The 24,793-nt window shown below is 54.4% G+C and carries 24 protein-coding genes; 8 read left to right on the top strand and 16 right to left on the bottom strand.

Going from position 1 to position 24,793, the window contains the following annotated elements; all coding sequences use genetic code 11:
* Positions 1–350: 350 nt before the first annotated feature.
* Positions 351–917, bottom strand: coding sequence for a D-glycero-beta-D-manno-heptose 1,7-bisphosphate 7-phosphatase (gmhB, locus tag AB3N39_RS04050; RefSeq protein ID WP_143344664.1), 567 nt, complete (start codon positions 915–917; stop codon positions 351–353).
* Between the two features lie 188 nt (positions 918–1,105).
* On the opposite strand from gmhB, the gene metN reads away from it, so the two are divergent.
* The 6 genes from metN to proS all read left to right on the top strand — a co-directional run bounded on the left by metN (position 1,106) and on the right by proS (position 6,685).
* Positions 1,106–2,137, top strand: coding sequence for a methionine ABC transporter ATP-binding protein MetN (gene metN, locus AB3N39_RS04045; protein WP_023310475.1), 1,032 nt, complete (start codon positions 1,106–1,108; stop codon positions 2,135–2,137).
* Positions 2,130–2,783 (top strand): methionine ABC transporter permease MetI, encoded by a 654-nt coding sequence (locus AB3N39_RS04040; RefSeq protein WP_367897089.1) that lies wholly within the window; start codon positions 2,130–2,132, stop codon positions 2,781–2,783. The genes metN and AB3N39_RS04040 overlap by 8 nt, the downstream gene beginning before the upstream one ends.
* A 40-nt stretch (positions 2,784–2,823) precedes the next feature.
* A complete protein-coding gene (gene metQ / locus AB3N39_RS04035) occupies positions 2,824–3,639 on the top strand; it encodes a methionine ABC transporter substrate-binding lipoprotein MetQ (RefSeq protein WP_014168729.1) in 816 nt (271 codons plus the stop codon).
* Positions 3,640–3,745: 106 nt separating this feature from the next.
* Positions 3,746–4,150: an Rcs stress response system protein RcsF gene (gene rcsF, locus AB3N39_RS04030; protein ID WP_008501883.1), complete on the top strand. Its 405-nt coding sequence runs from the start codon at positions 3,746–3,748 to the stop codon at positions 4,148–4,150.
* Positions 4,147–4,854 (top strand): tRNA (N6-threonylcarbamoyladenosine(37)-N6)-methyltransferase TrmO, encoded by a 708-nt coding sequence (tsaA, locus tag AB3N39_RS04025; RefSeq protein WP_115876395.1) that lies wholly within the window; start codon positions 4,147–4,149, stop codon positions 4,852–4,854. The genes rcsF and tsaA overlap by 4 nt, the downstream gene beginning before the upstream one ends.
* 112 nt (positions 4,855–4,966) lie before the next feature.
* Positions 4,967–6,685: a proline--tRNA ligase gene (gene proS / locus AB3N39_RS04020; RefSeq protein WP_136195590.1), complete on the top strand. Its 1,719-nt coding sequence runs from the start codon at positions 4,967–4,969 to the stop codon at positions 6,683–6,685.
* A gap of 48 nt (positions 6,686–6,733) precedes the next feature.
* Here proS and nlpE read toward each other — a convergent pair whose 3' ends face one another.
* The 3 genes from nlpE to AB3N39_RS04005 are packed head-to-tail and all read right to left on the bottom strand — an operon-like array spanning position 6,734 to position 8,431.
* Complete coding sequence (gene nlpE, locus AB3N39_RS04015; RefSeq protein ID WP_136195591.1) at positions 6,734–7,432, bottom strand: envelope stress response activation lipoprotein NlpE; 699 nt, start codon at positions 7,430–7,432, stop codon at positions 6,734–6,736.
* Positions 7,433–7,466: 34 nt separating this feature from the next.
* Positions 7,467–7,889, bottom strand: coding sequence for an alternative ribosome rescue aminoacyl-tRNA hydrolase ArfB (gene arfB / locus AB3N39_RS04010; RefSeq protein WP_032649720.1), 423 nt, complete (start codon positions 7,887–7,889; stop codon positions 7,467–7,469).
* Positions 7,886–8,431 carry a YaeQ family protein gene (locus AB3N39_RS04005; RefSeq protein WP_023310470.1) on the bottom strand — a complete coding sequence of 182 codons (546 nt, stop codon included), beginning with the start codon at positions 8,429–8,431 and terminating at the stop codon, positions 7,886–7,888. The genes arfB and AB3N39_RS04005 overlap by 4 nt, the downstream gene beginning before the upstream one ends.
* Positions 8,432–8,627: 196 nt before the next feature.
* On the opposite strand from AB3N39_RS04005, the gene AB3N39_RS04000 reads away from it, so the two are divergent.
* Together AB3N39_RS04000 and rof are read left to right on the top strand one after the other, a co-directional pair.
* Positions 8,628–8,828, top strand: a complete 201-nt coding sequence (locus tag AB3N39_RS04000) for a YaeP family protein (RefSeq protein WP_133293822.1) — start codon at positions 8,628–8,630, stop codon at positions 8,826–8,828.
* Complete coding sequence (rof, locus tag AB3N39_RS03995) at positions 8,815–9,075, top strand: Rho-binding antiterminator (protein ID WP_133293821.1); 261 nt, start codon at positions 8,815–8,817, stop codon at positions 9,073–9,075. Before AB3N39_RS04000 ends, rof begins: the two co-directional genes overlap by 14 nt.
* 28 nt (positions 9,076–9,103) lie before the next feature.
* Here the strand turns inward: rof and tilS are convergent, their stop codons facing one another.
* The 12 genes from tilS to bamA all read right to left on the bottom strand — a co-directional run bounded on the left by tilS (position 9,104) and on the right by bamA (position 24,787).
* Positions 9,104–10,393 carry a tRNA lysidine(34) synthetase TilS gene (tilS, locus tag AB3N39_RS03990; RefSeq protein WP_367897088.1) on the bottom strand — a complete coding sequence of 430 codons (1,290 nt, stop codon included), beginning with the start codon at positions 10,391–10,393 and terminating at the stop codon, positions 9,104–9,106.
* A 58-nt stretch (positions 10,394–10,451) separates the two neighbouring features.
* Positions 10,452–10,841: a VOC family protein gene (locus tag AB3N39_RS03985; protein WP_133293819.1), complete on the bottom strand. Its 390-nt coding sequence runs from the start codon at positions 10,839–10,841 to the stop codon at positions 10,452–10,454.
* Between the two features lie 65 nt (positions 10,842–10,906).
* On the bottom strand, positions 10,907–13,039 hold the full coding sequence (locus AB3N39_RS03980; protein WP_367897087.1) for a lysine decarboxylase LdcC: 2,133 nt from the start codon (positions 13,037–13,039) through the stop codon (positions 10,907–10,909).
* Positions 13,040–13,139: 100 nt separating this feature from the next.
* Positions 13,140–14,099 (bottom strand): acetyl-CoA carboxylase carboxyl transferase subunit alpha, encoded by a 960-nt coding sequence (accA, locus tag AB3N39_RS03975; RefSeq protein ID WP_111963988.1) that lies wholly within the window; start codon positions 14,097–14,099, stop codon positions 13,140–13,142.
* 12 nt (positions 14,100–14,111) lie between these two features.
* Positions 14,112–17,594 carry a DNA polymerase III subunit alpha gene (gene dnaE / locus AB3N39_RS03970; protein WP_111963989.1) on the bottom strand — a complete coding sequence of 1,161 codons (3,483 nt, stop codon included), beginning with the start codon at positions 17,592–17,594 and terminating at the stop codon, positions 14,112–14,114.
* A 38-nt stretch (positions 17,595–17,632) separates the two neighbouring features.
* Positions 17,633–18,229: a ribonuclease HII gene (gene rnhB / locus AB3N39_RS03965; protein ID WP_008501897.1), complete on the bottom strand. Its 597-nt coding sequence runs from the start codon at positions 18,227–18,229 to the stop codon at positions 17,633–17,635.
* Complete coding sequence (gene lpxB, locus AB3N39_RS03960; RefSeq protein ID WP_133293816.1) at positions 18,226–19,374, bottom strand: lipid-A-disaccharide synthase; 1,149 nt, start codon at positions 19,372–19,374, stop codon at positions 18,226–18,228. The genes rnhB and lpxB overlap by 4 nt, the downstream gene beginning before the upstream one ends.
* A complete protein-coding gene (gene lpxA, locus AB3N39_RS03955; RefSeq protein ID WP_023310462.1) occupies positions 19,374–20,162 on the bottom strand; it encodes an acyl-ACP--UDP-N-acetylglucosamine O-acyltransferase in 789 nt (262 codons plus the stop codon). Before lpxA ends, lpxB begins: the two co-directional genes overlap by 1 nt.
* Positions 20,163–20,165: 3 nt before the next feature.
* Entirely contained in the window at positions 20,166–20,621 is a 456-nt protein-coding gene (fabZ, locus tag AB3N39_RS03950) for a 3-hydroxyacyl-ACP dehydratase FabZ (RefSeq protein ID WP_010426706.1), read from the bottom strand.
* Between the two features lie 102 nt (positions 20,622–20,723).
* Complete coding sequence (gene lpxD, locus AB3N39_RS03945; RefSeq protein ID WP_133293815.1) at positions 20,724–21,749, bottom strand: UDP-3-O-(3-hydroxymyristoyl)glucosamine N-acyltransferase; 1,026 nt, start codon at positions 21,747–21,749, stop codon at positions 20,724–20,726.
* A 3-nt stretch (positions 21,750–21,752) separates the two neighbouring features.
* Positions 21,753–22,247: a molecular chaperone Skp gene (gene skp / locus AB3N39_RS03940; RefSeq protein ID WP_045907838.1), complete on the bottom strand. Its 495-nt coding sequence runs from the start codon at positions 22,245–22,247 to the stop codon at positions 21,753–21,755.
* Between the two features lie 122 nt (positions 22,248–22,369).
* A complete protein-coding gene (gene bamA, locus AB3N39_RS03935; RefSeq protein ID WP_111963993.1) occupies positions 22,370–24,787 on the bottom strand; it encodes an outer membrane protein assembly factor BamA in 2,418 nt (805 codons plus the stop codon).
* Positions 24,788–24,793 lie beyond the last annotated feature (6 nt).

The following is a 24,793-nucleotide window of genomic DNA, read 5'->3' as shown; positions in this document are numbered from 1 at the left end:
TTAAACTTCGTAATGAATTACGTATGTTCACTCAGAGACTTGGTATTCATTTTTCGTCTTGCGACGTTAAGAATCCATGTCACTTTGAGTGCCCACACAGATTGTCTGATAAATTGTTAAAGAGCAGTGCAACGCGGCTTTCGCTCACCGTTGCGAGGTGGCGTATATTACGCTTTCCTCTTTCAGAGTCAACCCGTTATTTCAGGATTTTTTCTCTTCAACCGACCGGGCTGTTTGTGAAGTGATTCACATCCGCCGTGTCGATGGAGGCGCATTATAGGGGGCCGCCGAGGAATGACAAGCGGAAAAATGCATTTTTATTTCAACCGCTCATATTTTCACCAGAAAGGCTATTTTTGGTGCTTTTTAATCTCTTTTGGCAGATCGGCCAGACTATTAATTACCCAATCCGCAGCATTCTCAGCTTCTGGCGTCACTGGCTTGCCGGTGCGTACTAATATTTTGGTCCCTACACCCGCTGCTGTGGCTGCCTGCATATCTTCCAGTTTATCGCCCACCATATAAGAAGCCGCCATATCAATGTGCAGGAACTCCTGCGCAGAGATGAACATTCCCGGATGCGGCTTACGGCAATCACAGGTCTGACGATATTCTTCTACGGTTCCCTGTGGGTGATGCGGACAATAGTAGATGCCATCGAGATCCACACCGCGGTCGGCCAGCGACCAGTCCATCCATTCCGTCAGCGTTTCGAACTGCGCTTCGGTGAATTTACCGCGTGCAATACCGGACTGGTTCGTCACGACCACCAGCGCATACCCCATCTCTTTCAGCTGGCGCATGGCATCTATTACGCCCTCGATAAACTCGAACTCATCAATCTCATGGACATAACCGTGATCCACATTAATAGTGCCGTCACGATCGAGGAAAATTGCGGGTACTGATTTTGCCACCGGTTTGCTCCTGAAAAAGGCATGTTCGACTAGTATCTCATGAATCGCAGCGCAATAAAGTGCTCATCGTACAGAGTTGGATTGATTTAGACGTCTGGATGCCTTAACATCCGTTTTGTTTACGGCCATCACCCGTATCTGGCAGAAGAAAATGCCACGGCTAACTTACATACGATAAAAATAATCTAATGATTAAACTTTCCAATATCACCAAAGTGTTCCAGCAGGGGAACCGAACCATTCAGGCTCTGAACAATGTCAGCCTGCATGTTCCTGCTGGTCAAATTTATGGCGTCATTGGCGCATCGGGTGCAGGTAAAAGCACGCTGATCCGTTGTGTTAACCTGCTTGAGCGTCCAACCCAGGGCAGCGTAGAAGTTGGCGGCCAGGAACTCACCGCCCTTTCAGAGAAAGAACTCACCAAAGCGCGTCGTCAGATTGGCATGATTTTCCAGCACTTTAACCTGCTGGCTTCCCGCACCGTGTTCGGCAACGTTGCCTTACCCCTTGAGCTGGATAACACGCCAAAAGAAGAAGTGAAGCGTCGCGTCACCGAGCTGCTCGACCTCGTGGGTCTGGGCGATAAACATGATAGCTACCCGGCAAATCTGTCCGGCGGGCAAAAACAACGTGTGGCCATCGCCCGCGCGCTGGCCAGCAATCCTAAGGTACTGCTGTGCGATGAGGCCACCAGCGCACTGGATCCCGCAACCACGCGTTCTATTCTGGAACTGCTGAAAGACATTAATCGTCGTCTGGGCCTGACGATCCTCCTTATTACGCACGAGATGGATGTGGTGAAACGCATCTGCGACTGCGTGGCGGTCATTAGCAACGGTGAACTGATCGAGCAGGACACGGTAAGTGAAGTGTTCTCGCATCCGAAAACCCCGCTGGCGCAGCAGTTCATCCAGTCCACCCTGCATCTGGATATCCCGGAAGACTATCTGGAGCGCTTGAAGACCGAACCCGCTGCTGACAGCGTCCCGATGCTGCGCATGGAGTTCACCGGTCAGTCCGTTGATGCTCCCCTGCTTTCCGAAACCGCACGTCGCTTTAACGTGAACAACAACATCATCAGCGCGCAGATGGATTACGCCGGTGGCGTGAAGTTCGGCATCATGCTGACAGAAATGCACGGCACACAAGAAGAAACCCAGGCAGCTATTGCCTGGCTGCAAGAACATCACGTAAAAGTAGAGGTACTGGGTTATGTCTGAGCCGATGATGTGGCTGCTGGTTCGCGGCGTTTGGGAAACGCTGGCAATGAGCTTTGTCTCTGGCTTCTTTGGTTTTTTGATTGGCCTGCCGGTCGGCGTGTTGCTGTACGTGACGCGTCCGGGTCAAATCATTGAGAACGCGAAGCTGTACCGTACGCTCTCTGCGCTGGTGAACATCTTCCGTTCTATCCCGTTCATTATTTTACTGGTATGGATGATTCCGTTTACCCGCGTGATCGTCGGAACGTCTATCGGTCTGCAGGCGGCGATCGTTCCGCTGACCGTTGGCGCTGCGCCGTTTATCGCCCGTATGGTGGAGAACGCCTTGCTGGAGATCCCAACCGGTTTGATCGAAGCTTCCCGTGCGATGGGTGCCACGCCGGTGCAGATCGTCCGCAAGGTTCTGTTGCCTGAGGCGCTGCCAGGGCTGGTGAATGCGGCAACTATTACGCTTATCACCCTGGTCGGTTATTCCGCGATGGGCGGTGCCGTTGGTGCCGGCGGTTTAGGTCAGATTGGTTACCAGTACGGCTATATTGGATATAACGCTACCGTGATGAATACCGTTCTGGTATTGCTGGTTGTTCTGGTTTACTTAATCCAGTTCTCTGGCGATCGCATCGTCCGGGCTGTTACGCACAAATAACGTTACACACAACACAAACTCTACGAGTTAAGGATAAAACATGGCGTTTAAATTAAAGACCTTCGCAGCAGTAGGCGCGCTGATCGGCTCTCTGGCACTGGTGGGTTGCGGTCAGGACGAAAAGGATCCAAACCACATTAAAGTGGGCGTTATCGTGGGTGCAGAACAGCAGGTTGCAGAAGTTGCTCAGAAAGTAGCAAAAGAGAAGTATGGCCTGGACGTAGAGCTGGTCACCTTCAACGATTACGTTCTGCCGAACGAAGCGCTGAGCAAAGGCGATATCGACGCGAATGCCTTCCAGCATAAGCCATACCTGGATCAGCAGATTAAAGATCGCGGCTATAAACTGGTGGGTGTCGGTAACACCTTCGTTTATCCGATTGCCGGTTACTCTAAGAAAATTAAATCACTGGACGAACTGCAGCCAGGATCTCAGGTTGCCGTACCTAACGACCCGACTAACCTTGGTCGTTCCCTGCTGCTGCTGCAGAAGGTGGGCCTGATCAAACTGAAAGACGGTGTTGGCCTACTGCCAACCGTTCTGGACGTCACCGAGAACCCGAAAAATCTGAAAATCGTTGAACTGGAAGCACCGCAGCTGCCACGTTCTCTGGACGATGCACAGATTGCTCTGGCCGTTATCAACACCACGTACGCCAGCCAGATTGGCCTGACGCCAGCCAAAGACGGTATCTTCGTTGAAGATAAAGACTCCCCGTACGTTAACCTGATCGTGACTCGCGAAGACAACAAGGACGCGGAAAACGTGAAGAAATTCGTTCAGGCCTATCAGTCAGATGAAGTTTACCAGGAAGCCAACAAAGTGTTTAACGGCGGCGCTGTTAAAGGCTGGTAATCTCACCTCAGTGTAATATCATCAGGACGGGCTTATGCCCGTCTTGTCATTTGTGCAGTCAACTGATTCAATATCTGACGTTTTGATTATCCATTGAGGAAATATTATGCGTGCTTTACCGATCTGTCTTTTAGCACTCATGCTGAGCGGCTGTTCTATGCTAAGCAGATCTCCCGTTGAACCTGTTCAAAGCACGGCAACCCCGCCAAAGACCGAGCCTGCGAAACCGAAAGTGGTTCGCCCTGCGCCGGTTCGTATTATCACGAAAGCGGACGAACTCGTCGGTAAACCGTTCCGTGAACTGGGCGAAGTGAGCGGCGAATCCTGTCAGGCGACCAATCAGGACTCACCACCAAATATTCCGACAGCGCGTAAACGCATGCAGATTAATGCCGCAAAAATGAAAGCTAACGCGGTTCTGCTGCACAGCTGTGAAGTCACCAGCGGCACGCCGGGCTGCTACCGTCAGGCGGTTTGCATCGGCTCTGCGCTGAACATCACGGCGAAATGAGTGCATTTCAGTTCGAGCAGATAGGCGTTATCCACTCTCCTTATAAAGAGAAGTTCGCCGTCCCTCGCCAGCCCGGTCTGGTCACCAGCGGAAGCGGTGAGCTTCACCTGATTGCGCCTTACAATCAGGCCGATGCGGTACGCGGGCTCGAGGCTTTCAGCCATCTATGGGTGGTGTTCGTGTTTCACCAGACGATGGAAGGCGGCTGGCGACCTACCGTGCGTCCTCCTCGTCTTGGCGGTAATGCGAGAATGGGCGTGTTTGCAACGCGCTCGACCTTCCGTCCAAACCCGGTTGGCATGTCGCTGGTTGAACTGAAAGGCATACGCTGCCAGAAAGATCGGGTGATACTGGAGTTAGGTAGCCTGGACCTGGTCGACGGCACGCCGGTTATCGACATCAAGCCCTATTTGCCCTTCGCCGAAGCGCTCCCGAACGCGCGTGCAAGTTATGCTCAGGACGCACCACAGGCGGACATGCCGGTGTATTTTACGCCTGAGATAACCGCACAGCTCGGTCAGCTGGAGAAACGCTATCCTCGCTTACGGGATTTCATCACCGAAGTTCTGGCACAGGACCCGCGCCCGGCCTACCGTAAAGAAGAGGAAGCAGGAAAAACGTACGCCGTCTGGCTGATGGATTTTAACGTTCGCTGGCGCGTCACCGGGGCAGGTTTTGAAGTGTTTGCCCTTGAACCAAGGTAATTTTGTTCTCCTCTCTTTTGGCATCTTTACCACACTGGTAAACTAAACCACTTTTTTTGTGTCAGGCTGGTGTTTCAGCCTGTTCCAATCGTCGAAATGGAACCGTAACAACATGCGTACTAGCCAATATCTGCTCTCCACTCTGAAGGAGACGCCTGCCGACGCCGAAGTGATCAGCCATCAGCTGATGCTGCGCGCCGGGATGATCCGCAAGCTGGCCTCCGGGTTATATACCTGGCTGCCGACCGGCGTGCGCGTCCTGAAAAAAGTCGAAAACATCGTGCGTGAAGAGATGAACAACGCCGGTGCTATCGAGGTGTCCATGCCTGTGGTTCAGCCCGCTGACCTGTGGCAGGAGAGTGGCCGTTGGGAACAATATGGTCCTGAACTGCTGCGCTTCGTCGATCGCGGCGAGCGTCCGTTCGTTCTCGGCCCAACGCATGAAGAAGTTATTACTGACCTGATTCGTAATGAGCTGAGCTCTTACAAACAGCTGCCGCTGAACTTCTTTCAGATCCAGACCAAGTTCCGTGACGAAGTTCGCCCGCGTTTCGGCGTCATGCGCTCTCGCGAATTCCTGATGAAAGATGCCTACTCTTTCCATACCTCTCAGGAATCACTGCAAGAGACTTACGAAGCAATGTACGCGGCATACAGCAAAATCTTCTCCCGCATGGGTCTGGATTTCCGTGCTGTGCAGGCTGATACCGGCTCCATCGGCGGTAGCGCATCCCATGAGTTCCAGGTACTGGCGCAGAGCGGTGAAGACGATGTGATCTTCTCTGACTCTTCAGACTACGCGGCGAACATCGAATTTGCAGAAGCGCTGGCACCAAAAGAACCGCGTGCTGCAGCAACGCAAGAGATGACGCTGGTTGATACGCCAAACGCGAAAACCATTGCCGAGCTGGTTGAGCAGTTCAATCTGCCAGTTGAAAAAACCGTGAAAACGCTGCTGGTGAAATCCACCGAAGGCAGCGCTTACCCGCTGGTTGCCCTGCTGGTGCGTGGCGATCACGAGCTGAACGAAGTGAAAGCCGAGAAACTGCCGCAGGTCGCCAGCCCGCTGACGTTTGCCACGGAAGCGGAAATCCGCGCCGTGGTCAATGCGGGTCCAGGTTCACTGGGTCCAGTCAATCTGCCGGTGCCTGTTGTTATTGACCGCACTGTAGCCGCGATGAGCGACTTCTCCGCTGGTGCGAACATCGACGGTAAACACTACTTCGGCATCAACTGGGATCGCGACGTGGCGACGCCGGAAGTGGCTGACATCCGTAACGTGGTTGCAGGCGATCCAAGCCCGGATGGTCAGGGTACCCTGATGATTAAGCGCGGCATCGAGGTCGGCCACATCTTCCAGCTGGGCGATAAATACTCTCGCGCGCTGAACGCGGCTGTTCAGGGTGAAGATGGCCGTAACCAGATCCTGACCATGGGCTGCTACGGTATCGGGGTGACGCGCGTGGTGGCTGCGGCAATTGAGCAGAACTACGACGAGCGCGGCATCGTCTGGCCGGACAATATCGCGCCGTTCCAGGTCGCCATTCTGCCAATGAACATGCACAAGTCTTACCGCGTGCAGGAGCTGGCCGAGAAGCTGTATGCCGAGCTGCGCGCTCAGGGCATCGAAGTGCTGATGGATGACCGTAAAGAGCGTCCGGGCGTGATGTTCGCCGATATGGAACTGATCGGCATCCCACACACCGTCGTTATCGGCGACCGTAACCTTGACAGCGATGAGATTGAATACAAATACCGTCGCAGCGGCGAAAAACAGATGATCAAGACCGGCGACATCCTTGATTACCTGGTGAAAGCCATTAAAGGCTAAACAAAAAAACCCCGCTAAGGCGGGGTTTTTTAATGGTGCTACGTCAGCTTATTTACTGTTACAGTCTTTACCCGCAATAAATTTCGCGCCTTTATCCGCCACCAGCGTTTTCACCATCTCTCCGCTATCCGGGTTTGGTTCAAGCATAAAGTGACCGTCAACCGTCAGCAATACCGGCTTGCTGTCATTACCGCGTGCCACGGCGTAATCACGTTCAAGCTGCGCATTGTTTGCCACGCTAACCTTCCTGCCGGTTGCGCAGTCGGTAAAGATCGCCGCATCCGCCATATAGAAGTACATCCCCCGCATTGCCATAGGCGTGGCAGGCAGAGCCGCTTTTACCGGCGCAAGCGTGTAGTTGAACTGGGATTCAATCGGGTTGCCTTCGCGGTCAAGCATCTCCATTCCCTCGCCTTTGGCGCGGAAAAAAGTTTTCTCACCGGAAGTATCCGTCAGAACCAGCTTCTCAGCCGTACGCGCCCATGTTCCGTAAGTTGCAAATGACGAGGGTTCTTTAGCGCCCTGATAGCGCTGGTTCATTACCCAGGTGCCGTCTTTTTGCAGGAACAGAGACGTTTCAATGCCTTCGCAGTCTGCGCAAGGCAATACGCCGCGCCAGCTCTGCTGCATTGGTTTTAACTCTTCCGTTTGCGTGGGTTGTAACATCTGCGTTTCGGAGCGGTTGTTACACCCGAAAAGCGCAAACAGCGTGCTCACTGCCATCGCTGACCATAATGCTTTTTTCACAATGAATTCCTTATGAAAATTGTGTTCCCTTTCGTCACTCTGTTGGGCGACGAACTTTACCGCGTAGTGCTTTCACTGTGGATTTTTGGGCCTTCGAGGACAGCCGACGCTCTTTCGATGCGCGGGTTGGCCGCGTTGCCCGGCGGCTTTTTTGTACTGCCGTTAATTCTTTGATGACCGCCACCAGCCTGGCTATCGCCGCTTCCCGGTTGAGCTCCTGGCTGCGGTACTCCTGGGCTTTGATCACAATCACACCATCGCTGGTGATCAGGTGATGGCTGGCAGCAAGCAGGCTTTCTTTATAATACTCTGGCAGGCTCGAGGCCCGAATGTCAAAACGCAAATGGATAGCCGTCGACGCCTTGTTGACGTGCTGCCCACCGGCCCCCTGAGCACGGATGGCGGTAATCTCCAGCTCGTTGTCAGGAATGCTGACGTTACGGGACAAGACGATCATGACGCGGGCTGCCACGCCGTCAAATGAATTTCCAGATTATTCTGAGAATCAGAGAGCCAGATGGCGCCATCCTGAATCGTCGCCTGCAACACCATGGTCCGGCTGGCAAACTCGCTCAGCTGAGCCAGCTGCTCATCATCCAGATACCAAACCGTGAGATTTTTAAACTGTCCGCACTTGCTCTTGTTTTGCTGCCACCAAATCTCCGCAGCACGCTGATTATACGCGAATAAGGCCACTTCAGCGGACTGGGTGCAGGCCTTCTTAATTCTGCGCTCGTCAGGCAGGCCGAGTTCGATCCACAAGTCGATACCCAGATGATCGTTGCGCAGCCAGGCTTCAGGCTCGTCTTCTGCGCTTAACCCACGGGTAAACTGCAGACGCTCGTCGGCGTACTTAATCCACGCCAGCAGGCGCAGCATCATGCGCTCCTGGGTTTCGGAGGGATGGCGTGCCAGCGTAAGCGACGCGTCGAGGAACTGGTTGCGATCAAGATCGGCCACATTGACCACTGCTTTATAAATTGTCGCTTTCAGCGCCATGAGAGAACTCCATTCGAATCAGGCGCTCATTGTAGCGAAAACCGCGGCAAAAGGCTGTTATGGGGTGATAAATACACCGCTATCAAGGCGCTGATATTGCTTAAATGAGTATGGTATAGTCACCTTGCTAAACCGAGTTTATCTTCGTAGGCTTAATGATATCTCACAGTAAGTCAGTGCGCTGGCGGGAGGGGATGTGAATAATTATTGTGAGTTAATTCGCAAACGGTATGCGGAAATCGCCAGCGGAGATCTGGGGTATGTCCCGGACGCGTTGGGCTGTGTAATGAAAGTGCTTAATGAAGTGGCCTCTGATGAGAGCCTTTCAGAGTCGGTCAGGGAAAAAGCAGCGTATGCTGCGGCGAATTTACTGGTGAGCGATTATGTCGATGAATGATACTTATCAACCTATCAATTGTGATGACTATGACAACCTCGAACTCGCCTGCCAGCATCATTTATTACTGACGCTGGAGCTAAAAGATGGCGAAGTATTGAAGGCAAAAGCCAGCGATCTGGTTTCACGCAAGAATGTGGAATACCTGATAGTGGAAGATGCCGGTGCGACGCGTGAGCTGCGTCTGGACAGAATAGCCAGCTTCAGCCACCCGCAAATCGGCACCGTCGTGGTGAGCGAATCCTGATGACACTAACGGGCAGCCTGGCTGCCCGTTACGCTTTCTGCCACTCAAAACGGACACCCTCTTCTGTCCAACCCTCTTCCGTAATGAAAACCCCTGCCGCAGCAATCAACGTTTCACCATAGAACAGCAGCGGCGTGGTGTCGCGCTGCCACGGCGGCACGTTGCACTCCTGCCAGATTTTCTTCAGCTTGCGTCCCCCGTTGCGCCCAACGATATGCAGCATGCCGCCAGCCTTAAAGCGCACGGTGACCGGTTCACCGGGCTTCGGCAGCCGCACATGACCAGACGACAGGAGAGAAACGCGTCCTGCCTCACCGGGCAATACCAGCGGTGCGTCAGGAGAAAGCCAGTCGAGCACTACATCAGTCAGCGAGGGCATGGACTTTATCCACCAGAGTTCCCCTTTATAGCGTCTAACGTCAAAACCGTTAAGGTGGACGCACGGGGAAGCATCATCCCGCGCCATGGCAACTTCGTCCCAGATACGGCTCAGCATCGCCCGCGATGGCATTGCCGCATGATGAGAGGCCAGCCAGCGGCGTAACAGCGCGGCGCGACGTACCGGGCTCATCGCTTGCATCGGGGCGATCGCCAGCCCCCCGTCGGCAGAAATCAGCCCAGCCAGCTCGCCGCTCAACAGCTCGTCCAGCAACGACTCCTGTTCGGCGCACAGCATGGCGCTTCTTGCCGTCGCGTCGGCGAAATGCGGCCAGCGCTCGCTTAAAAGCGGAAGGACGCGCAGACGAAGGAAGTTGCGGTCATAGCCGTCATCCCGGTTGCTCTCATCTTCAATCCAGTTCAGCTGATATTCTCGCGCCCAGGCTTCAAGCGAGGCGCGCGTCTCGCCAAGCAGCGGACGCAGTAACGTTGTACCGGCAAAGTCAGAACGCGCCGGCATGGCAGAAAGCCCCGCCGGCCCGCTGCCCCGCTTAAGCGCAAGTAGAAAGGTTTCACACTGATCGTCCAGGTGCTGGGCCGTGACCAGCGCTTCTCCGGTACGTAATGCCCCGGCAAACGCGGCATAGCGGGCTTTACGTGCCTGCGCCTCGATGCCCAGCCCTTCCTCCGCAAGCATGACGCGTTCAACGATGAGCGGGATCGCCCAGGCCGCACACAAGGCTTCGCAGTGCGCCACCCACTCCTCTGCGTGAGGACTTAATCCGTGATGAATATGCATCGCCCGGAGCTGGACGTCAGGTTCCCGATCGCGCCAGCGCTTAAGGCGATGGAGCAGAACGGTGGAATCCAGGCCACCGCTAAACCCCACCAGCAGCTGGCGGTACGGTGAAACGGCTTGTGCGATAGCGGGTAAGGTCATAGGGAATTACACATAAAAAATGCCCGAGCTGAGCGGGCATTATCACACAGGACGAACATTACTGCTGATAAAGCTCCAGCGGCAGGCCGTCCGGGTCGTTGAAAAAGGTAAAGCGCTTGTCGGTGAACGGATCGACGCGAATCGCTTCGCACGGCACGCCGTGTGCTTCCAGATGCTTAACTGCGCTATCCAGGTCATCGACGCTGAAGGCGAGATGGCGCAGGCCGCAGGCTTCCGGGCGGGACGGACGAGCAGGAGGAAAAGGAAAAGAGAACAGTTCAATCACATACTGCCCGTTTAACGCCAGGTCCCCCTTCCAGGAGTCGCGCTCCTCGCGGTAGGCCTCACTCATAAGCGTGAAGCCAAGGATGTCGCAGTAGAAGGCCTTACTTTTCGCGTAATCGGTCGCAATGATCGCAATATGATGAACAGCTTTTAAACCCAGCATAGCTTCTCCTTTTTATGATCCCTGAACGTTACAACCGAAAACCCGCACCATGCAAGCGGTCACCCTTATTTTAGGACTCGCACCCAGTAAACGCCGTTTTCGTCGCGCTTCGCACCGTGGATATCCGTCTCAAAACCGGGATAGTGACGCCCTACCGAACAAAGCATCAGCAGGAAATCGAGCACGGCCCGACTCTCTTCGGTAATCATCTCTCCCGGCATCAGGAGCGGTACGCCCGGCGGGTAGGGCAGGATCATGTTCGCCGATACGCGCCCGACCAGGTTTTCCAGCTCAACGGTTTCGACCTCCCCTTTCACCTGGCGCTGCCATGCCTTGTGCGGGGTAAACTTCATCTCCGGTAAGACATCGAACGCCTGAAGCATCAGACGCGGTAGATCGTGCTGACGGATCAGCCTGTGGATCCCCTGGGCCAGATCCTGAATGCGCATATTACGGTAGAAGTCAGGATCCTCCGCATAGAGATCCGGCAGCATGTTCTTCACCCGCAGGTTGAGATCGTAGGCTCGCTTAAACTCCATCAGCCCGCGCAGCAATCCCATCGCCCGGGTTTTGTCGATCCCAATGCTGAACAGGAACAGCAGGTTATAGGGACCGGTTTTCTCCACCACCACGCCACGTTCATCAAGGAATTTCGCGACCAGCGCGGCCGGAATACCTTCATCGCTCATCTTGCCCTGCTCGTCCATGCCCGGCGTCAGGATCGTCACTTTTACCGGGTCGAGGAACATATGGTCGCTATCGGCATCCCGGAAGCCATGCCAGTCTTCGCCGGGCGAGACGGGCCAGCATTCTGCCTCATCAATCTCTTCCGGCTGCCAGATATCAAAGAACCAGCCGTCGGCTTCATCTTTCAGCCGCTGCACCTCTTTACGGAAATGCAGCGCGCGCTCCACCGAACGGTTGATGAGACGTTTACCCGGGTTGCCGCGCAGCATCGCCGCGGCCGTTTCGATAGACGCCACCAGCGGATAGCTCGGCGAGGTGGTGGTATGCATCATAAAGGCTTCGTTAAAGGTCTCCTCGTCGTACTCGCCTTTAATGTGAATAAGCGAAGCCTGGGAAAACGCGGCCAGCATTTTGTGCGTCGACTGCGTTTCGAAGAATACTTTACCCGGCACGCGCTCGCCGCTCATGCCGCTTTTACCCGCGTAAATCGGGTGGAAATTAGTGTACGGTACCCACGCGGAATCGAAGTGGATCGACGGCACGTCCAGCGTCTTTTTGATCCAGTTTGTGTTGTACAGCAGACCGTCGTAGGTCGAGTTGGTGATGACCGCATGAACAGGCCAGCTTGCGCCAGGAATTGCCGCGACCTTACTTTCAATGGCTTCATGGGTAAACTCCCGGCGCGGAATGCCGCCAAGAATACCGAGCGCGTTACGCGTGGGCGACAGCCAGAGCGGTACGACGTCGCTCATCATCAGCAGGTGCGCCAGCGATTTATGGCAGTTACGGTCAATCAGCAGGGTGCTGCCGGCAGGCGCGGCGTACATCCCGACGATTTTGTTCGAGGTCGAGGTGCCGTTGGTCACCATATAGCTCTGCTCGGCCCCAAAGGTGCGGGCGATATACTCTTCGGCTTCCAGATGAGGGCCGGTGTGATCCAGCAGAGAGCCTAATTCGGTGACCGAAATTGACACGTCCGCTTTCAGCGTGTTGCCACCAAAGAAATCATAGAACAGGCAGCCCACCGGGCTTTTTTGGTAGGCCGTCCCCGCCATATGGCCTGGCGTACAAAAGGTATATTTCCCCTCCTTCACGTAGGTGAAGAGCGCGCGGGTAAACGGCGGAGTGATGTTATCGAGATATTCATTCGTGTATTGCTGAATTCGGGTCGCAATATCGTCCGCCACGCCGAGGGAATATTCAAAAAACCACAGCGCCATACGCATATCATTAGCGCTGACGTCCATGGTTGAGTGAGTATTAATAAATGCGTACAGCGGGAGGTATTCGTTCAGCTTGTTGATGTCGCTGCACAGTTCGAGATCATATTCGTCCCAGTCGAAGATCACGCCGCAGATACGCGGGTTGTGCTCGATGAACTTCAGCAGGTCGGCGCTGTTGTGCGGCCAGATTAGCTGATACCCACGCGACTGCATGGCTTGCTCCAGCTCCTTAATCGGCTCATCTTTATAAAAGACGCCGTGTGGCCCCATAATGGCAATGATATTCATGGGCTTCCTCCTTTAAAAACATTAGCTAAGCATAGCCCGGCTAAACCGCAGGTATAAAAAAAGCCGCAACAGTGTGCGGCTTTTCAGATAATTGTGAAGCTTACGCGTAACCGTAGGTCATCAGGCGCTGGTAACGGCGGTTGAGCAGATCTTCTGTGCTCAGCACGTCCAGGTCCGCCAGGTCTGCCAGCAGCTGCGCTTTCAGAGACGCTGCCATCACTTCCGGCTTACGATGTGCACCACCCAGCGGTTCCGGGATGATGGAATCGATCAGCTTCAGCTCTTTCAGGCGTGGCGCAATGATGCCCATTGCTTCTGCAGCCAGCGGCGCTTTGTCAGCGCTCTTCCACAGAATGGACGCGCAGCCTTCCGGGGAGATAACGGAATAGGTGCTGTACTGCAGCATATTCACTTTATCACCCACGCCGATCGCCAGCGCACCGCCGGAACCACCCTCACCGATAACGGTACAGATGACCGGCACCTTCAGACGAGACATCTCGCGCAGGTTGCGCGCGATGGCTTCAGACTGACCGCGCTCTTCCGCGCCCACGCCAGGGTATGCACCTGGGGTGTCGATGAAGGTGATGATTGGCATGTTGAAACGCTCAGCCATCTCCATCAGACGCAGGGCTTTACGGTAGCCTTCTGGTGCTGGCATACCGAAGTTACGACGGATTTTCTCTTTGGTTTCACGACCTTTCTGATGACCAATGATCATCACCGGGCGTCCGTCCAGACGCGCGATACCGCCAACGATAGCTTTATCGTCAGCGTATGCGCGATCGCCTGCCAGTTCGTCAAATTCGTCAAACGCCAGGCGGACATAATCCAGGGTGTACGGACGCTGTGGATGGCGAGCCAGCTGGGCCACCTGCCATGCGCCGAGATCGGCAAAGATTTTGCGCGTCAGCTCTACGCTTTTCTCGCGCAGACGATGCACTTCTTCGTCGATGTTAATATCCAGTTTTTCATCCTGACGGCTTACCGCTGTCAGAGAATCGATTTTCGCTTCCAGCTCAGCAATCGGCTGTTCGAAATCAAGGAAATTCAGACTCATAGTATTCCTGTATTAGTCAAACTCCAGTTCCACCTGCTCCGAACCAATGAGGCCACGGAGATCGTTCAGTAAACGATCGCTCGGAGAGACACGCCACGTTGCACCAAAGCGCAACCGCGCACGTGCATCCGCCCTCTGATAGTAGAGATGTACTGGAATTGTCCCCGAGCGGTGGGGTTCCAGAGACTGACGGAGTCGGTTTAAAAGCTGGTCATCAATTTGCCTGTCCGTCAGCGAGATAGCAAGCCCGCGAGCATATTTTTCCCGGGCTTCGTCAATGTCCATCACTTCGCGGGCGGTCATTTTAAGCCCCCCACTGAAGTCATCAAAGCTGACCTGTCCGCTGACGATAAGTATGCGGTCTTTTTCCAGCAATTGCTGGTATTTATCCAACGCGTCGGTGAACAGCATCACCTCCAGACGCCCGGAACGGTCATCCAACGTACAGATGCCGATACGATTGCCGCGCTTGGTGACCATAACCCTTGCAGCAATCACGAGCCCCGCAGCCGTGGTGATTTTACCACGTTCTGTCGGATGCATGTCTTTAAGCCTGTGGCCGCCGACATAGCGCTCAATTTCTTTAATGTACTGGTTGATCGGGTGCCCCGTCAGGTACAAGCCTAACGTTTCACGCTCCCCATCCAGTACCACCTGTTCTGGCCACGGCTGGCAGTTGGAATAGGATTGCTCGATCTGCTCTGGCTCTTCCGCCAGCACACCGAACATATCCGCCTGACCAATGGCTTCCGCTTTTGCGTGCTGATCCGCCGCTTTCAGGGCGTCGCCGAGGGAATTCATCAGCGCGGCGCGGTGCGGCCCCAGCCTGTCAAACGCGCCGGACATGATCAGTTTTTCCAGCACGCGACGGTTCAGTTTTTTGGTATCGGTACGGGCGCAAAGATCGAACAGCTCGCGGAAATACCCGCCGTTGTTACGCGCCTCGATGATCGCCTCGATCGGACCTTCGCCTACGCCTTTGATCGCGCCGATCCCGTAAACGATCTCTCCGTCATCGTTGACGTGGAAGTGGTAGAGCCCTGAGTTAATATCCGGCGGCAGGATCTTGAGTCCCATGCGCCAGCACTCGTCCACCAGGCCAACCACCTTCTCGGTGTTATCCATATCGGCCGTCATTACCGCCGCCATAAATTCAGCAGGATAGTGCGCCTTCAGCCACAGCGTTTGATACGACACCAAAGCATAGGCGGCGGAGTGAGATTTGTTAAATCCGTACCCGGCGAATTTCTCCACCAGGTCGAAGATTTTCATCGCCAGCTCGCCGTCAACGCCGTTTTTCTTCGCCCCGTCTTCAAAAATGGAGCGCTGCTTGGCCATCTCTTCCGGCTTTTTCTTACCCATCGCACGACGCAGCATGTCCGCGCCGCCGAGCGTATAGCCGGAAAGCACCTGGGCAATCTGCATGACCTGTTCCTGATACAGGATGATGCCGTAGGTGGGTTCCAGTACCGGCTTCAGGCTTTCATGCTGCCACTGAACGTCCGGGTAAGAAATCTCTTCGCGACCGTGCTTACGGTCGATAAAGTTATCTACCATCCCTGATTGCAGTGGGCCCGGACGGAACAGGGCGACCAGTGCGATCATATCTTCGAAGCAGTCAGGCTGCAGACGTTTAATCAGATCTTTCATGCCGCGGGATTCAAGCTGGAAGACGGCTGTCGTCTCCGAGCGCTGCAGCATGTCGAAACTTTTCTTGTCATCCAGCGGGATGGCGGCAATGTCTATCGGCTCAAGACCCTGCTTTTCCCGGCGCGGGTTGATCATCTTCAGCGCCCAGTCGATGATCGTCAGCGTACGCAGGCCGAGGAAGTCAAACTTCACCAGCCCGGCGTATTCCACGTCGTTCTTATCAAACTGAGTAACCGGATGCTCACCGGCTTCATCGCAGTAGAGCGGCGCGAAGTCGGTAATTTTGGTCGGCGCAATAACCACGCCCCCCGCATGCTTACCGGCGTTACGCGTGACGCCTTCAAGCTTGCGCGCCATGTCGATCAGCGCTTTGACTTCTTCGTCCGCTTCGTAGATTTCCGGCAGCTGTGGTTCAGCCTCAAAGGCTTTCGCCAGCGTCATGCCCGGATCGGGCGGCACCAGCTTAGAAATGCGATCGACAAACCCGTAAGGATGGCCCAGCACGCGGCCCACGTCACGGATAACCGCTTTCGCCGCCATCGTACCAAACGTAATAATCTGCGATACCGCATCACGGCCGTACATATCGGCCACGTGCTCGATCACCTGGTCGCGTTTCTCCATGCAGAAGTCGACGTCGAAGTCGGGCATCGAGACACGTTCCGGATTAAGGAAACGTTCGAACAGCAGGTCGAACTCCAGCGGATCGAGGTCGGTAATTTTCAGCGCATACGCCACCAGCGAACCTGCACCGGAGCCACGCCCCGGCCCGACCGGCACGCCGTTATCTTTCGACCACTGGATAAACTCCATAACGATCAGGAAGTAGCCCGGGAAGCCCATCTGGTTGATCACCTGGAGTTCAATGTCCAGGCGTTCGTCATACTCAGGACGACGCTTTTTACGCTCTTCTTCATCCGGGAACAGGAATTCCAGACGCTCTTCCAGACCTTCTTTTGATTTCGCGACCAGGAAATCTTCCGTGGTCATGTCACCCGTCGGGAACTGCGGCAGGAAGTATTCGCCGAGGCGGACGGTAACGTTGCAACGCTTGGCGATCTCTACGCTGTTTTCCAGCGCTTCGGGAATATCGGAGAAGAGTTCACACATCTCCTCCTCGCTGCGCATGTACTGTTGAGCGGAGTAATTACGCGGCCGCTTCGGATCGTCGAGCGTAAAGCCATCGTGGATCGCCACGCGAATTTCGTGCGCGTCAAAATCTCCCGGTTCGAGAAAGCGTACATCGTTTGTCGCGACGACGGGCAGACCGCGTTCTTCCGCAAGTGCGACCGCCGCATGAAGATAGCTCTCTTCGTCCTGGCGACCGGTGCGGATCAACTCCAGATAATAACGATCCGGGAAATACTCTTCGTAGAACGAGACGCATTGATCCACCAGCGCGCTATTGCCGCGCAGCAGTGATTTGCCGACGTCACCCATACGGCCACCGGAGATCAGCAGCAGCCCTTCGTTGAGCTCGGCCAGCCAGTCGCGGTCGATCCACGGGCCCAGCGCACCATATCCGCGCTGATAGGCTTTTGAGATAAGCAGCGTGAGGTTTTGATAACCCGTGTTGTTCATCGCCAGCACGGAGATTTGCGTCAGTTCATCCCCGATGAGGTCGCTCTGCACGTGGAAATCCGCGCCGACGATGGGCTTTATCCCCGCGCCGTGCGCTGTTCCGTAGAACTTCACCAGGCCACACAGGTTGGTAAAATCGGTGATCGCCAGCGCAGGCATGCCAAGGGAGGCCGCCTTTTTTACCAGCGGCCCGGTCTTCGCCAGCCCATCGATCATGGAGTAGTCGCTATGCACCCGCAGGTGTACGAAACGTGGTTCAGCCATCTTCAGATTCCGCGTTACTTAATTGCTTGCGTATTGATTCAGGACACCCGTCCCAGCGCGCGTTTCACCGGGCCGAAACTGCGCCGGTGGTGTTCGGTTGCGCCATGTTCAGCCAGCCTCTCCAGGTGGAAAGGTGTGGGATACCCCTTGTGCTGGGCGAAACCGTACTGAGGGTAAGTGAGGTCCAGCGCGGCCATTTCGGCGTCGCGCGTCACTTTGGCAATAATAGAAGCTGCGCTAATTTCTGCGACCCGGCTATCGCCTTTGACGACCGCCATTGAAGGCATGGGCAATGCCGGACAGCGGTTGCCGTCAATCAGGACATATTCCGGGGAAATTTTCAGGCCCGCTACCGCACGCTGCATCGCCAGCATCGTGGCGTGCAAAATATTCAGTTCATCTATTTCATGCGGTTCAGCGCGCCCCAGGCTCCAGGCCAGCGCCTTCTCCTGAATCTCACTAAACAGCGCCAGCCGGCGCTTTTCAGACAATTTTTTAGAGTCGTTCAGCCCGACGATCGGCCGAGCCGGATCGAGGATCACCGCAGCGGTCACCACTGCCCCGACTAACGGACCACGACCCACTTCGTCCACGCCCGCCACAAGATGGGTGTGAGGATAAACAAATTCCATCATTTCGCTAGCTCCAGCACCGCATCGGCCGCTTGCTCATCAGCATTACAGCGGATCAGTTGATGCAGTTCGCGGAAGGTATCGTGCATCTGGTGGCTGGTCTTGCCGTTGGCGAGCAGCGGCAGCAGCGCATCGGCAAGCGCCTGCGGCTGGCACTCATCCTGCAGCAGTTCTTTCACCAGCTCGCGCCCGGCAAGCAGGTTCGGCAGGGAGACATAATCCGTTTTCACCAGACGTTTTGCCAGCCAGAAAGTGAACGGCTTCATGCGATAACCGACCACCATCGGACATTTCGCCAGCATGCATTCCAGCGCCGCCGTGCCGGAGGCTAGCAGTGCGGCATCGCTCGCATACATCGCTTCCCGCCCTTTGCCGTCCAGAAGACGGACGTGGAGATCCGGGGCGACTTCCGCTTTGATGCGCTCAAACTGCTCGCGGCGTTTGGCATTCACCAGCGGCACGACCACTTCGAGATCGGGGTACGTCTGGCGAAGAATTTGCGCTGTCTTGAGGAAATCGGCGCTCAGCATCTCAACCTCTGCGCCACGGCTGCCCGGCAGCAAGGCCAGACAGTGCACATCATGGGGAATGCCCAGCACGTCGCGCGCCGCGTTTTTATCCGGATCCAAGGGCATCGCATCAGCCATGGTATGGCCGATAAAACGGCACGGAACATTAAATCTGTCGTAAAACGCTTTTTCGAAAGGCAGAAAAGCCAGCACCAGGTTGGTGGACCGTCCGATTTTGAAAACGCGTTTCTGTCGCCACGCCCAGACGGACGGACTGACGTAGTGAATCGTTTTGATACCCTGCTTTTTCAGATTCCCTTCGAGGGTAATGTTGAAATCAGGTGCATCGATACCGACAAACACATCGGGTTTGAGTTCGGTAAAACGACGGGTGAGATCGGCGCGGATGTGCAGCAAACGGCGTAGCCGCCCCAGCACCTCAACGATGCCCATCACGGCGAGCTCCTCCATTTCATACCAGGCTTCACAGCCTTCGGCCTGCATTAGCGGGCCAGCAACGCCGACAAAACGAGCATTGGGTACACGCGCCTTAAGCGCGCGGATGAGACCGGCACCAAGAATATCGCCGGAGGTTTCTCCGGCGACCAGGGCTATCGTAAGCGGACGACCGTCGACCATTAACGAATCAGACCCCTTGTGGAACGGTCAAAGAATTCCATGAACGCGTTCACTTCCGGGTGCTTATTCGCCAGCTCGGCAATTTCCGGCTTCGCCTCTTCCAGCGTTTTACCGCTACGGTACAGCAGTTTGTACGCGTTGCGGATGGCAGTAATCGCTTCGCGACTAAAACCACGACGCTTGAGGCCTTCGATGTTCACGCCAAACGGCGTGGCATGGTTGCCCTGCGCAATCACATACGGTGGGACGTCCTGCGCCACACCGGAGCATCCGCCAACCATCACGTGCGCACCAATGATGCAGAACTGATGGACTGCGGTCATGCCGCCAATAATTGCGAAGTCATCAACCGATACGTGTCCTGCCAGCGTTGCGTTGTTGGCAAGAATACAGCGGTCACCTACGGTACAGTCGTGCGCAATATGCGCATTAACCATAAACAGGTTATCGCTGCCCACCTTCGTCAACCCACCACCCTGTACTGTTCCACGATGAATGGTGACGCTTTCGCGAATACGGTTACGATCGCCAATTTCCAGACGGGTCGACTCACCAGCATATTTTAGATCCTGGTTAACTTCGCCGATGGAAGCGAACTGATAGATCTCGTTATTGCAGCCAATGGTCGTGTGACCGTTCACGACAACGTGAGATTTCAGTACTGTACCCTCACCAATTTCGACATGGGGTCCAACAATACAAAACGGGCCAATGTGGACGTTAGCACCAATGATGGCACCGGTTTCCACAATCGCGGTAGGATGAATAAAGGCGGATTTATCAATCACGTATCAGGACTCCCGGCTACGAGCACACATCATCGTCGCTTCGCAAACAACTTTGCCGTCAACCAGCGCTACGCCTTTGAAGCGAGTCAGGCCACGACGCGTTTTTTCAAAAGTGACTTCCATGATCATCTGATCACCAGGCACGACAGGGCGCTTAAAGCGCGCTTCATCGATACCCGCGAAGTAATACAGCTCACCTGGCTCCAGTTTACCGACGCTTTTAAACGCCAGGATACCGGTAGCCTGAGCCATCGCTTCCAGAATCAACACACCCGGGAAGATAGGCTTCCCAGGGAAGTGCCCCTGGAAGAACGGCTCGTTCACGGAAACATTTTTCACTGCGCGCAGAAAACGACCTTCTTCAAAATCCAGCACACGGTCTACCAGCAGAAACGGGTAGCGGTGCGGCAGAAGTTCTAAAATCTCTTCAATATGCAGAGTATGAGTGTCAGTAGTCAAAATACTCTTCCTGTCAAAATGTACTGATAACAATAATAACACGGCCTGCCGGTTTATTAGAAAGCCGACAGGCCGGGAAAAATAGCGTTAAACGGATGACGCTTAATCTTGTTGATCGATCTTACGCTCAAGAGACTTGAGGCGCTTGTTCATATCATCAATGTTCATCACCAGAGCTGCTGTTTTACGCCATACCTTGTTGGGCTGAAGCGGAATGCCGGAGGAATAGACGCCAGGTTCAGTGATAGGACGCATTACCATGCCCATTCCCGTCACGGTGACCTTGTCGCATATTTCCATATGGCCATTAATCACGCTCGCGCCGCCAATCATGCAATAACGGCCAATTTTCAGGCTGCCTGCCATGATGACGCCACCCGCAACCGCGGTATTGTCGCCAATCACAACGTTATGCGCAATCTGGCACTGGTTATCGATGATAACACCATTGCCAATGATCGTGTCGTCAAGCGCGCCACGGTCAATTGTGGTACAGGCGCCGATCTCTACGCGATCGCCAATAATAACGCGACCAAGCTGCGGGATCTTAACCCAGTTACCGCGATCGTTAGCGTAACCAAAGCCATCGGAACCAATCACGGTGCTGGACTGGACGAGGCAATTTTCGCCAATTTCAACGTCATGATAAACGGACACGTTGGCCCATAAACGGGTCCCGGCGCCGATTTTCGTATTTTTCCCAACGAAGCAACCTGGGCCAATGATGACGTTATCGCCCAGCACAACGCCGGATTCGATAACCGCATTCGCGCCAACGGCGACGTTGTTACCCAGCCTGGCCGTCGCATCAATCGCTGCACTGGCAGCAATGTTCTGGGCCGGCTGCGGCGTGGTATCGAGAATTTGAGCCATGCGTGCATATGTCAGGTAGGGGTTTTTCACTACCAGCGCGCTTACAGTGGCAAATGGAAGATCGTCCTGCGTCAGTACAACAGCTGACGCCTGGCATTGAGCCAGTTGCTCACGGTACTTAGGGCTTACCATGAAGGTAATCGTGCCAGCTTTAGCAGATTGCATGGACGCAACAGCGGTGATGACGATATCGCCATCACCGTGTAATTCTGCATCCAACTGCTGAGCTAAATCAGCCAGTCGAATTGAAGGCATTACTTATTTAACCTGTTTCAGAACATCAGCAGTGATGTCTTTAACATCTTTGCTGTTGAAAGCAACGGCGTTCGCATCAACAACCAGATCGATGCTCTGATCGGCAGCCACTGCTTTAACAGCGGTCTGAATGCGAGTCACCAGCTTGCCGCGTTCTTCGTTAGAACGACGCTGACGATCCTGCTCGAAAGCCTGCGCTTTCTGGGAGAACGTCTGGCGCTGAGCCATTACGTCTTTTTCCAGCTTGCTGCGGTCGCTTGCTTTCATGGTAGAACCATCACGCTGCAGACGCTGCATTTTGGACTGAAGATCGTTTTCCATACCCTGCAGTTCGCTTGCACGGCCTTTGAATTCGTTTTCCAGAGTCGCAGAAACACCTGTTTTCTGTGCAACCTGCTGGAACAAATTACCCATGTTGACGATTGCAATTTTGTCTGCTGCCTGAGCAGAAGTTGCCATCGCTAAACCGAGACCTGCAGCTAATAACCACTTTTTCACAATTAACTCCTTTCCATCCCATTGGCACCAGAAGGTACCGTTCTTTGCGTGGCAAGGCGACCGTGTTACCGATCGCCAGTTGTCAGCGCTACACTGCCAACGCATTCCTTTGCAGCGGATTATTACCAGGTTTTACCAATGTTAAACTGGAATTGCTCCGCTTTGTCTCCATCGTATTTCTTAAACGGCTGGGCGTAAGAGAAGACCAACGGCCCCAGCGGTGACATCCATTGTAATGCGATACCGGCAGACATGCGAATATTGCTCGGATCGCTGTAGTCTGGAACGCCCTCTGCGCGCATCTGGGCAGTATTCTGCCAGTTGGTATCCCACACGGTACCTGCATCCCAGAAGAAGGACGTACGGACCGAGTTCGCGTATTTATCACTGATAAACGGCGTTGGCGTAATGAACTCCAGGCTGGCAACGGCCATGGCGTTACCGCCCACCGCGTCATCAGAGCTACAGACTTCGGAAGAGGAAGACTTATTACAGTTATCTTTGTCGTTCCCGCCGTAGTAAACCGCTTTCGGACCAATGTTGTTGGACTGGAAACCACGAACGGTGCTGGAGCCACCCGCATAGAAGTTTTCATAGAACGGCAGTTCTTTGCCACCCAGACCATCGCCATAGCCCCAACGGGTACGACCCAGAACCACCCACTTATGATCGTCATCGATCGGGAAGTAGGATGCGGTATCAAGCGTGACCTTATAGAACTCGTTATCGGAACCCGGAACTGTAACTTTACCGTTCAGGTTGACGCGAGAACCTTCCGTTGGGAAGTAGCCGCGGTCGAGACGGTTATAGGTCCAACCGTAGTTAAAGGTGAAGTCATCCGCCGCGAAGCCATTGTCATGACCAGTTTTGCTGGTTGACTGGCCGATAGAGTCCAGATAACGCCACATCGCCACCTGAGGTTGCATGTTGGACAGGTCGTTATGCACGTAACCTAAGCCCGCACGCAGGGTGTTGTATTCGTTAACCGGGAAGCCAAGCGTACCGTCTACACCGTAACTCTTGTTGGTGTAAGAAGACAGATCCGCGTCGTCTGCTTTAAAGTCGTTATAGAAAATACGACCGCCCAGGCTCACACCGTCTACGGTGAAGTATGGGTTAGTTACAGAGAACTCAGAGTAGGTCTGGTAGTCGTTTTTGGTGCCGTTAATACCGACAGAGTAACCTGTACCCAGCCAGTTATCCTGCTGCACGCCGACCTGGAAGCTGACGCCGCTTTCAGTACCGTAGCCCACACCGAAGTTGAAGCTACCGGTATTGCGCTCTTTCACTTTATAAACGACATCAACCTGATCCGGGCTGCCCGGTACGCGCTGGGTATCGGTATCCACCGTTTCAAAATAACCCAGACGGTTCAGACGCTCTTTACCCTGATCAACGAGGTCGCTACCCAACCATGCGCCTTCCATCTGACGCATTTCGCGACGCAGAACGGAATCTTTGGAGGTGTCGTTACCGACGAAGCGGATCTTACGCACGTAGAAACGGTTGCCCGCATCAACATTCACATGCAGCTTAACGGTTTTATCCGCGTCATTGATTTCAGGCTGAGTCTGTACGCGCGGATAGGCATAACCATAGCGGCCGAGCAGCTTCTTAATGCTGTCTTCCATTTTGGTTACTTTGGAACCGCTATACAGGTCGCCTGGCTGAATTTTGGTCAGTGATTCGATTTCAGCAGAATGCCCCGCCAGATTACCACTCACTTCAACACCAGAAAGCTTGTACTGCTCGCCTTCGGTGATGTTAACCGTGATGTAGATGCCTTTCTTGTCCGGAGTCAGACTGACCTGAGTCGAGTCGATGTTGAAACGCGCATAGCCACGATCGAGATAGTAGCTGCGCAGGGTTTCAAGGTCGCCCGCCAGTTTCTGTTTCTGATATTTGCGATCGCCTACCACGTTCCACCATGGCACTTCATCGCGCAGCTGGAAGGTGGAGATCAGTTCGTCGGTGCTGAACGCATGGTTGCCGACAATGTTGATCTGCTGGATCTTCGCAGAAACACCTTCCTGGAAGACCAGCTTCAGGTCAACACGGTTACGTGGCAGCGGAGTGACAACCGCTTTCACGCTGGCACTGTATTTACCGACGCTGTAGTAGAAGTCTTCCAGACCTTTTTCAATGTCTGAAAGGGTTGTGCGGTCCAGAGATTCACCCACACGAACACCCGATGCTTCAAGGTTTTGCTTGAGCATGTCATCTTTCACCGACTTGTTACCGGAGAAAGTGATACTGGCGATCGTTGGACGTTCTTTTACCTGTACCAGCAGCGTATCACCATCGCGCAGGACGCGAACGTCCTCAAAGTTGCCGGTGGCAAACAGAGCACGGATGGTGTTACTGATATCATCATCATTAACCGTATCGCCGGGGCGTACAGGCATACTGAGGAGGGCCGCACCAACGGCGACACGCTGGAGGCCTTCGAAATGAATGTCTTTCACTACGAACCCGTCAGCACCGTATACGGTGGCGCTGCTAAACAGCAGCGACGCTATGAGCAACTTTTTCATCGCCATCGTTAT

Source organism: Enterobacter vonholyi (assembly GCF_040834095.1).
GTDB lineage: Bacteria > Pseudomonadota > Gammaproteobacteria > Enterobacterales > Enterobacteriaceae > Enterobacter > Enterobacter vonholyi.
The sequence above is the reverse complement of the archived record's forward strand: the minus strand, read 5'-3'. Positions and strand labels throughout refer to the sequence as shown.

What these genes read in the sequence shown, in the direction of transcription:
- metN (WP_023310475.1), top strand. Translation starts at nt 1,106, where the DNA reads ATGATTAAACTTTCCAATATCACCAAAGTGTTCCAGCAGGGGAACCGA.
- AB3N39_RS04040 (WP_367897089.1), top strand. Translation starts at nt 2,130, where the DNA reads ATGTCTGAGCCGATGATGTGGCTGCTGGTTCGCGGCGTTTGGGAAACG.
- metQ (WP_014168729.1), top strand. Translation starts at nt 2,824, where the DNA reads ATGGCGTTTAAATTAAAGACCTTCGCAGCAGTAGGCGCGCTGATCGGC.
- rcsF (WP_008501883.1), top strand. Translation starts at nt 3,746, where the DNA reads ATGCGTGCTTTACCGATCTGTCTTTTAGCACTCATGCTGAGCGGCTGT.
- tsaA (WP_115876395.1), top strand. Translation starts at nt 4,147, where the DNA reads ATGAGTGCATTTCAGTTCGAGCAGATAGGCGTTATCCACTCTCCTTAT.
- proS (WP_136195590.1), top strand. Translation starts at nt 4,967, where the DNA reads ATGCGTACTAGCCAATATCTGCTCTCCACTCTGAAGGAGACGCCTGCC.
- arfB (WP_032649720.1), bottom strand. Translation starts at nt 7,889, where the DNA reads ATGATCGTCTTGTCCCGTAACGTCAGCATTCCTGACAACGAGCTGGAG.
- AB3N39_RS04005 (WP_023310470.1), bottom strand. Translation starts at nt 8,431, where the DNA reads ATGGCGCTGAAAGCGACAATTTATAAAGCAGTGGTCAATGTGGCCGAT.
- rof (WP_133293821.1), top strand. Translation starts at nt 8,815, where the DNA reads ATGTCGATGAATGATACTTATCAACCTATCAATTGTGATGACTATGAC.
- tilS (WP_367897088.1), bottom strand. Translation starts at nt 10,393, where the DNA reads ATGACCTTACCCGCTATCGCACAAGCCGTTTCACCGTACCGCCAGCTG.
- AB3N39_RS03985 (WP_133293819.1), bottom strand. Translation starts at nt 10,841, where the DNA reads ATGCTGGGTTTAAAAGCTGTTCATCATATTGCGATCATTGCGACCGAT.
- AB3N39_RS03980 (WP_367897087.1), bottom strand. Translation starts at nt 13,039, where the DNA reads ATGAATATCATTGCCATTATGGGGCCACACGGCGTCTTTTATAAAGAT.
- accA (WP_111963988.1), bottom strand. Translation starts at nt 14,099, where the DNA reads ATGAGTCTGAATTTCCTTGATTTCGAACAGCCGATTGCTGAGCTGGAA.
- dnaE (WP_111963989.1), bottom strand. Translation starts at nt 17,594, where the DNA reads ATGGCTGAACCACGTTTCGTACACCTGCGGGTGCATAGCGACTACTCC.
- rnhB (WP_008501897.1), bottom strand. Translation starts at nt 18,229, where the DNA reads ATGATGGAATTTGTTTATCCTCACACCCATCTTGTGGCGGGCGTGGAC.
- lpxB (WP_133293816.1), bottom strand. Translation starts at nt 19,374, where the DNA reads ATGGTCGACGGTCGTCCGCTTACGATAGCCCTGGTCGCCGGAGAAACC.
- lpxD (WP_133293815.1), bottom strand. Translation starts at nt 21,749, where the DNA reads ATGCCTTCAATTCGACTGGCTGATTTAGCTCAGCAGTTGGATGCAGAA.
- bamA (WP_111963993.1), bottom strand. Translation starts at nt 24,787, where the DNA reads ATGGCGATGAAAAAGTTGCTCATAGCGTCGCTGCTGTTTAGCAGCGCC.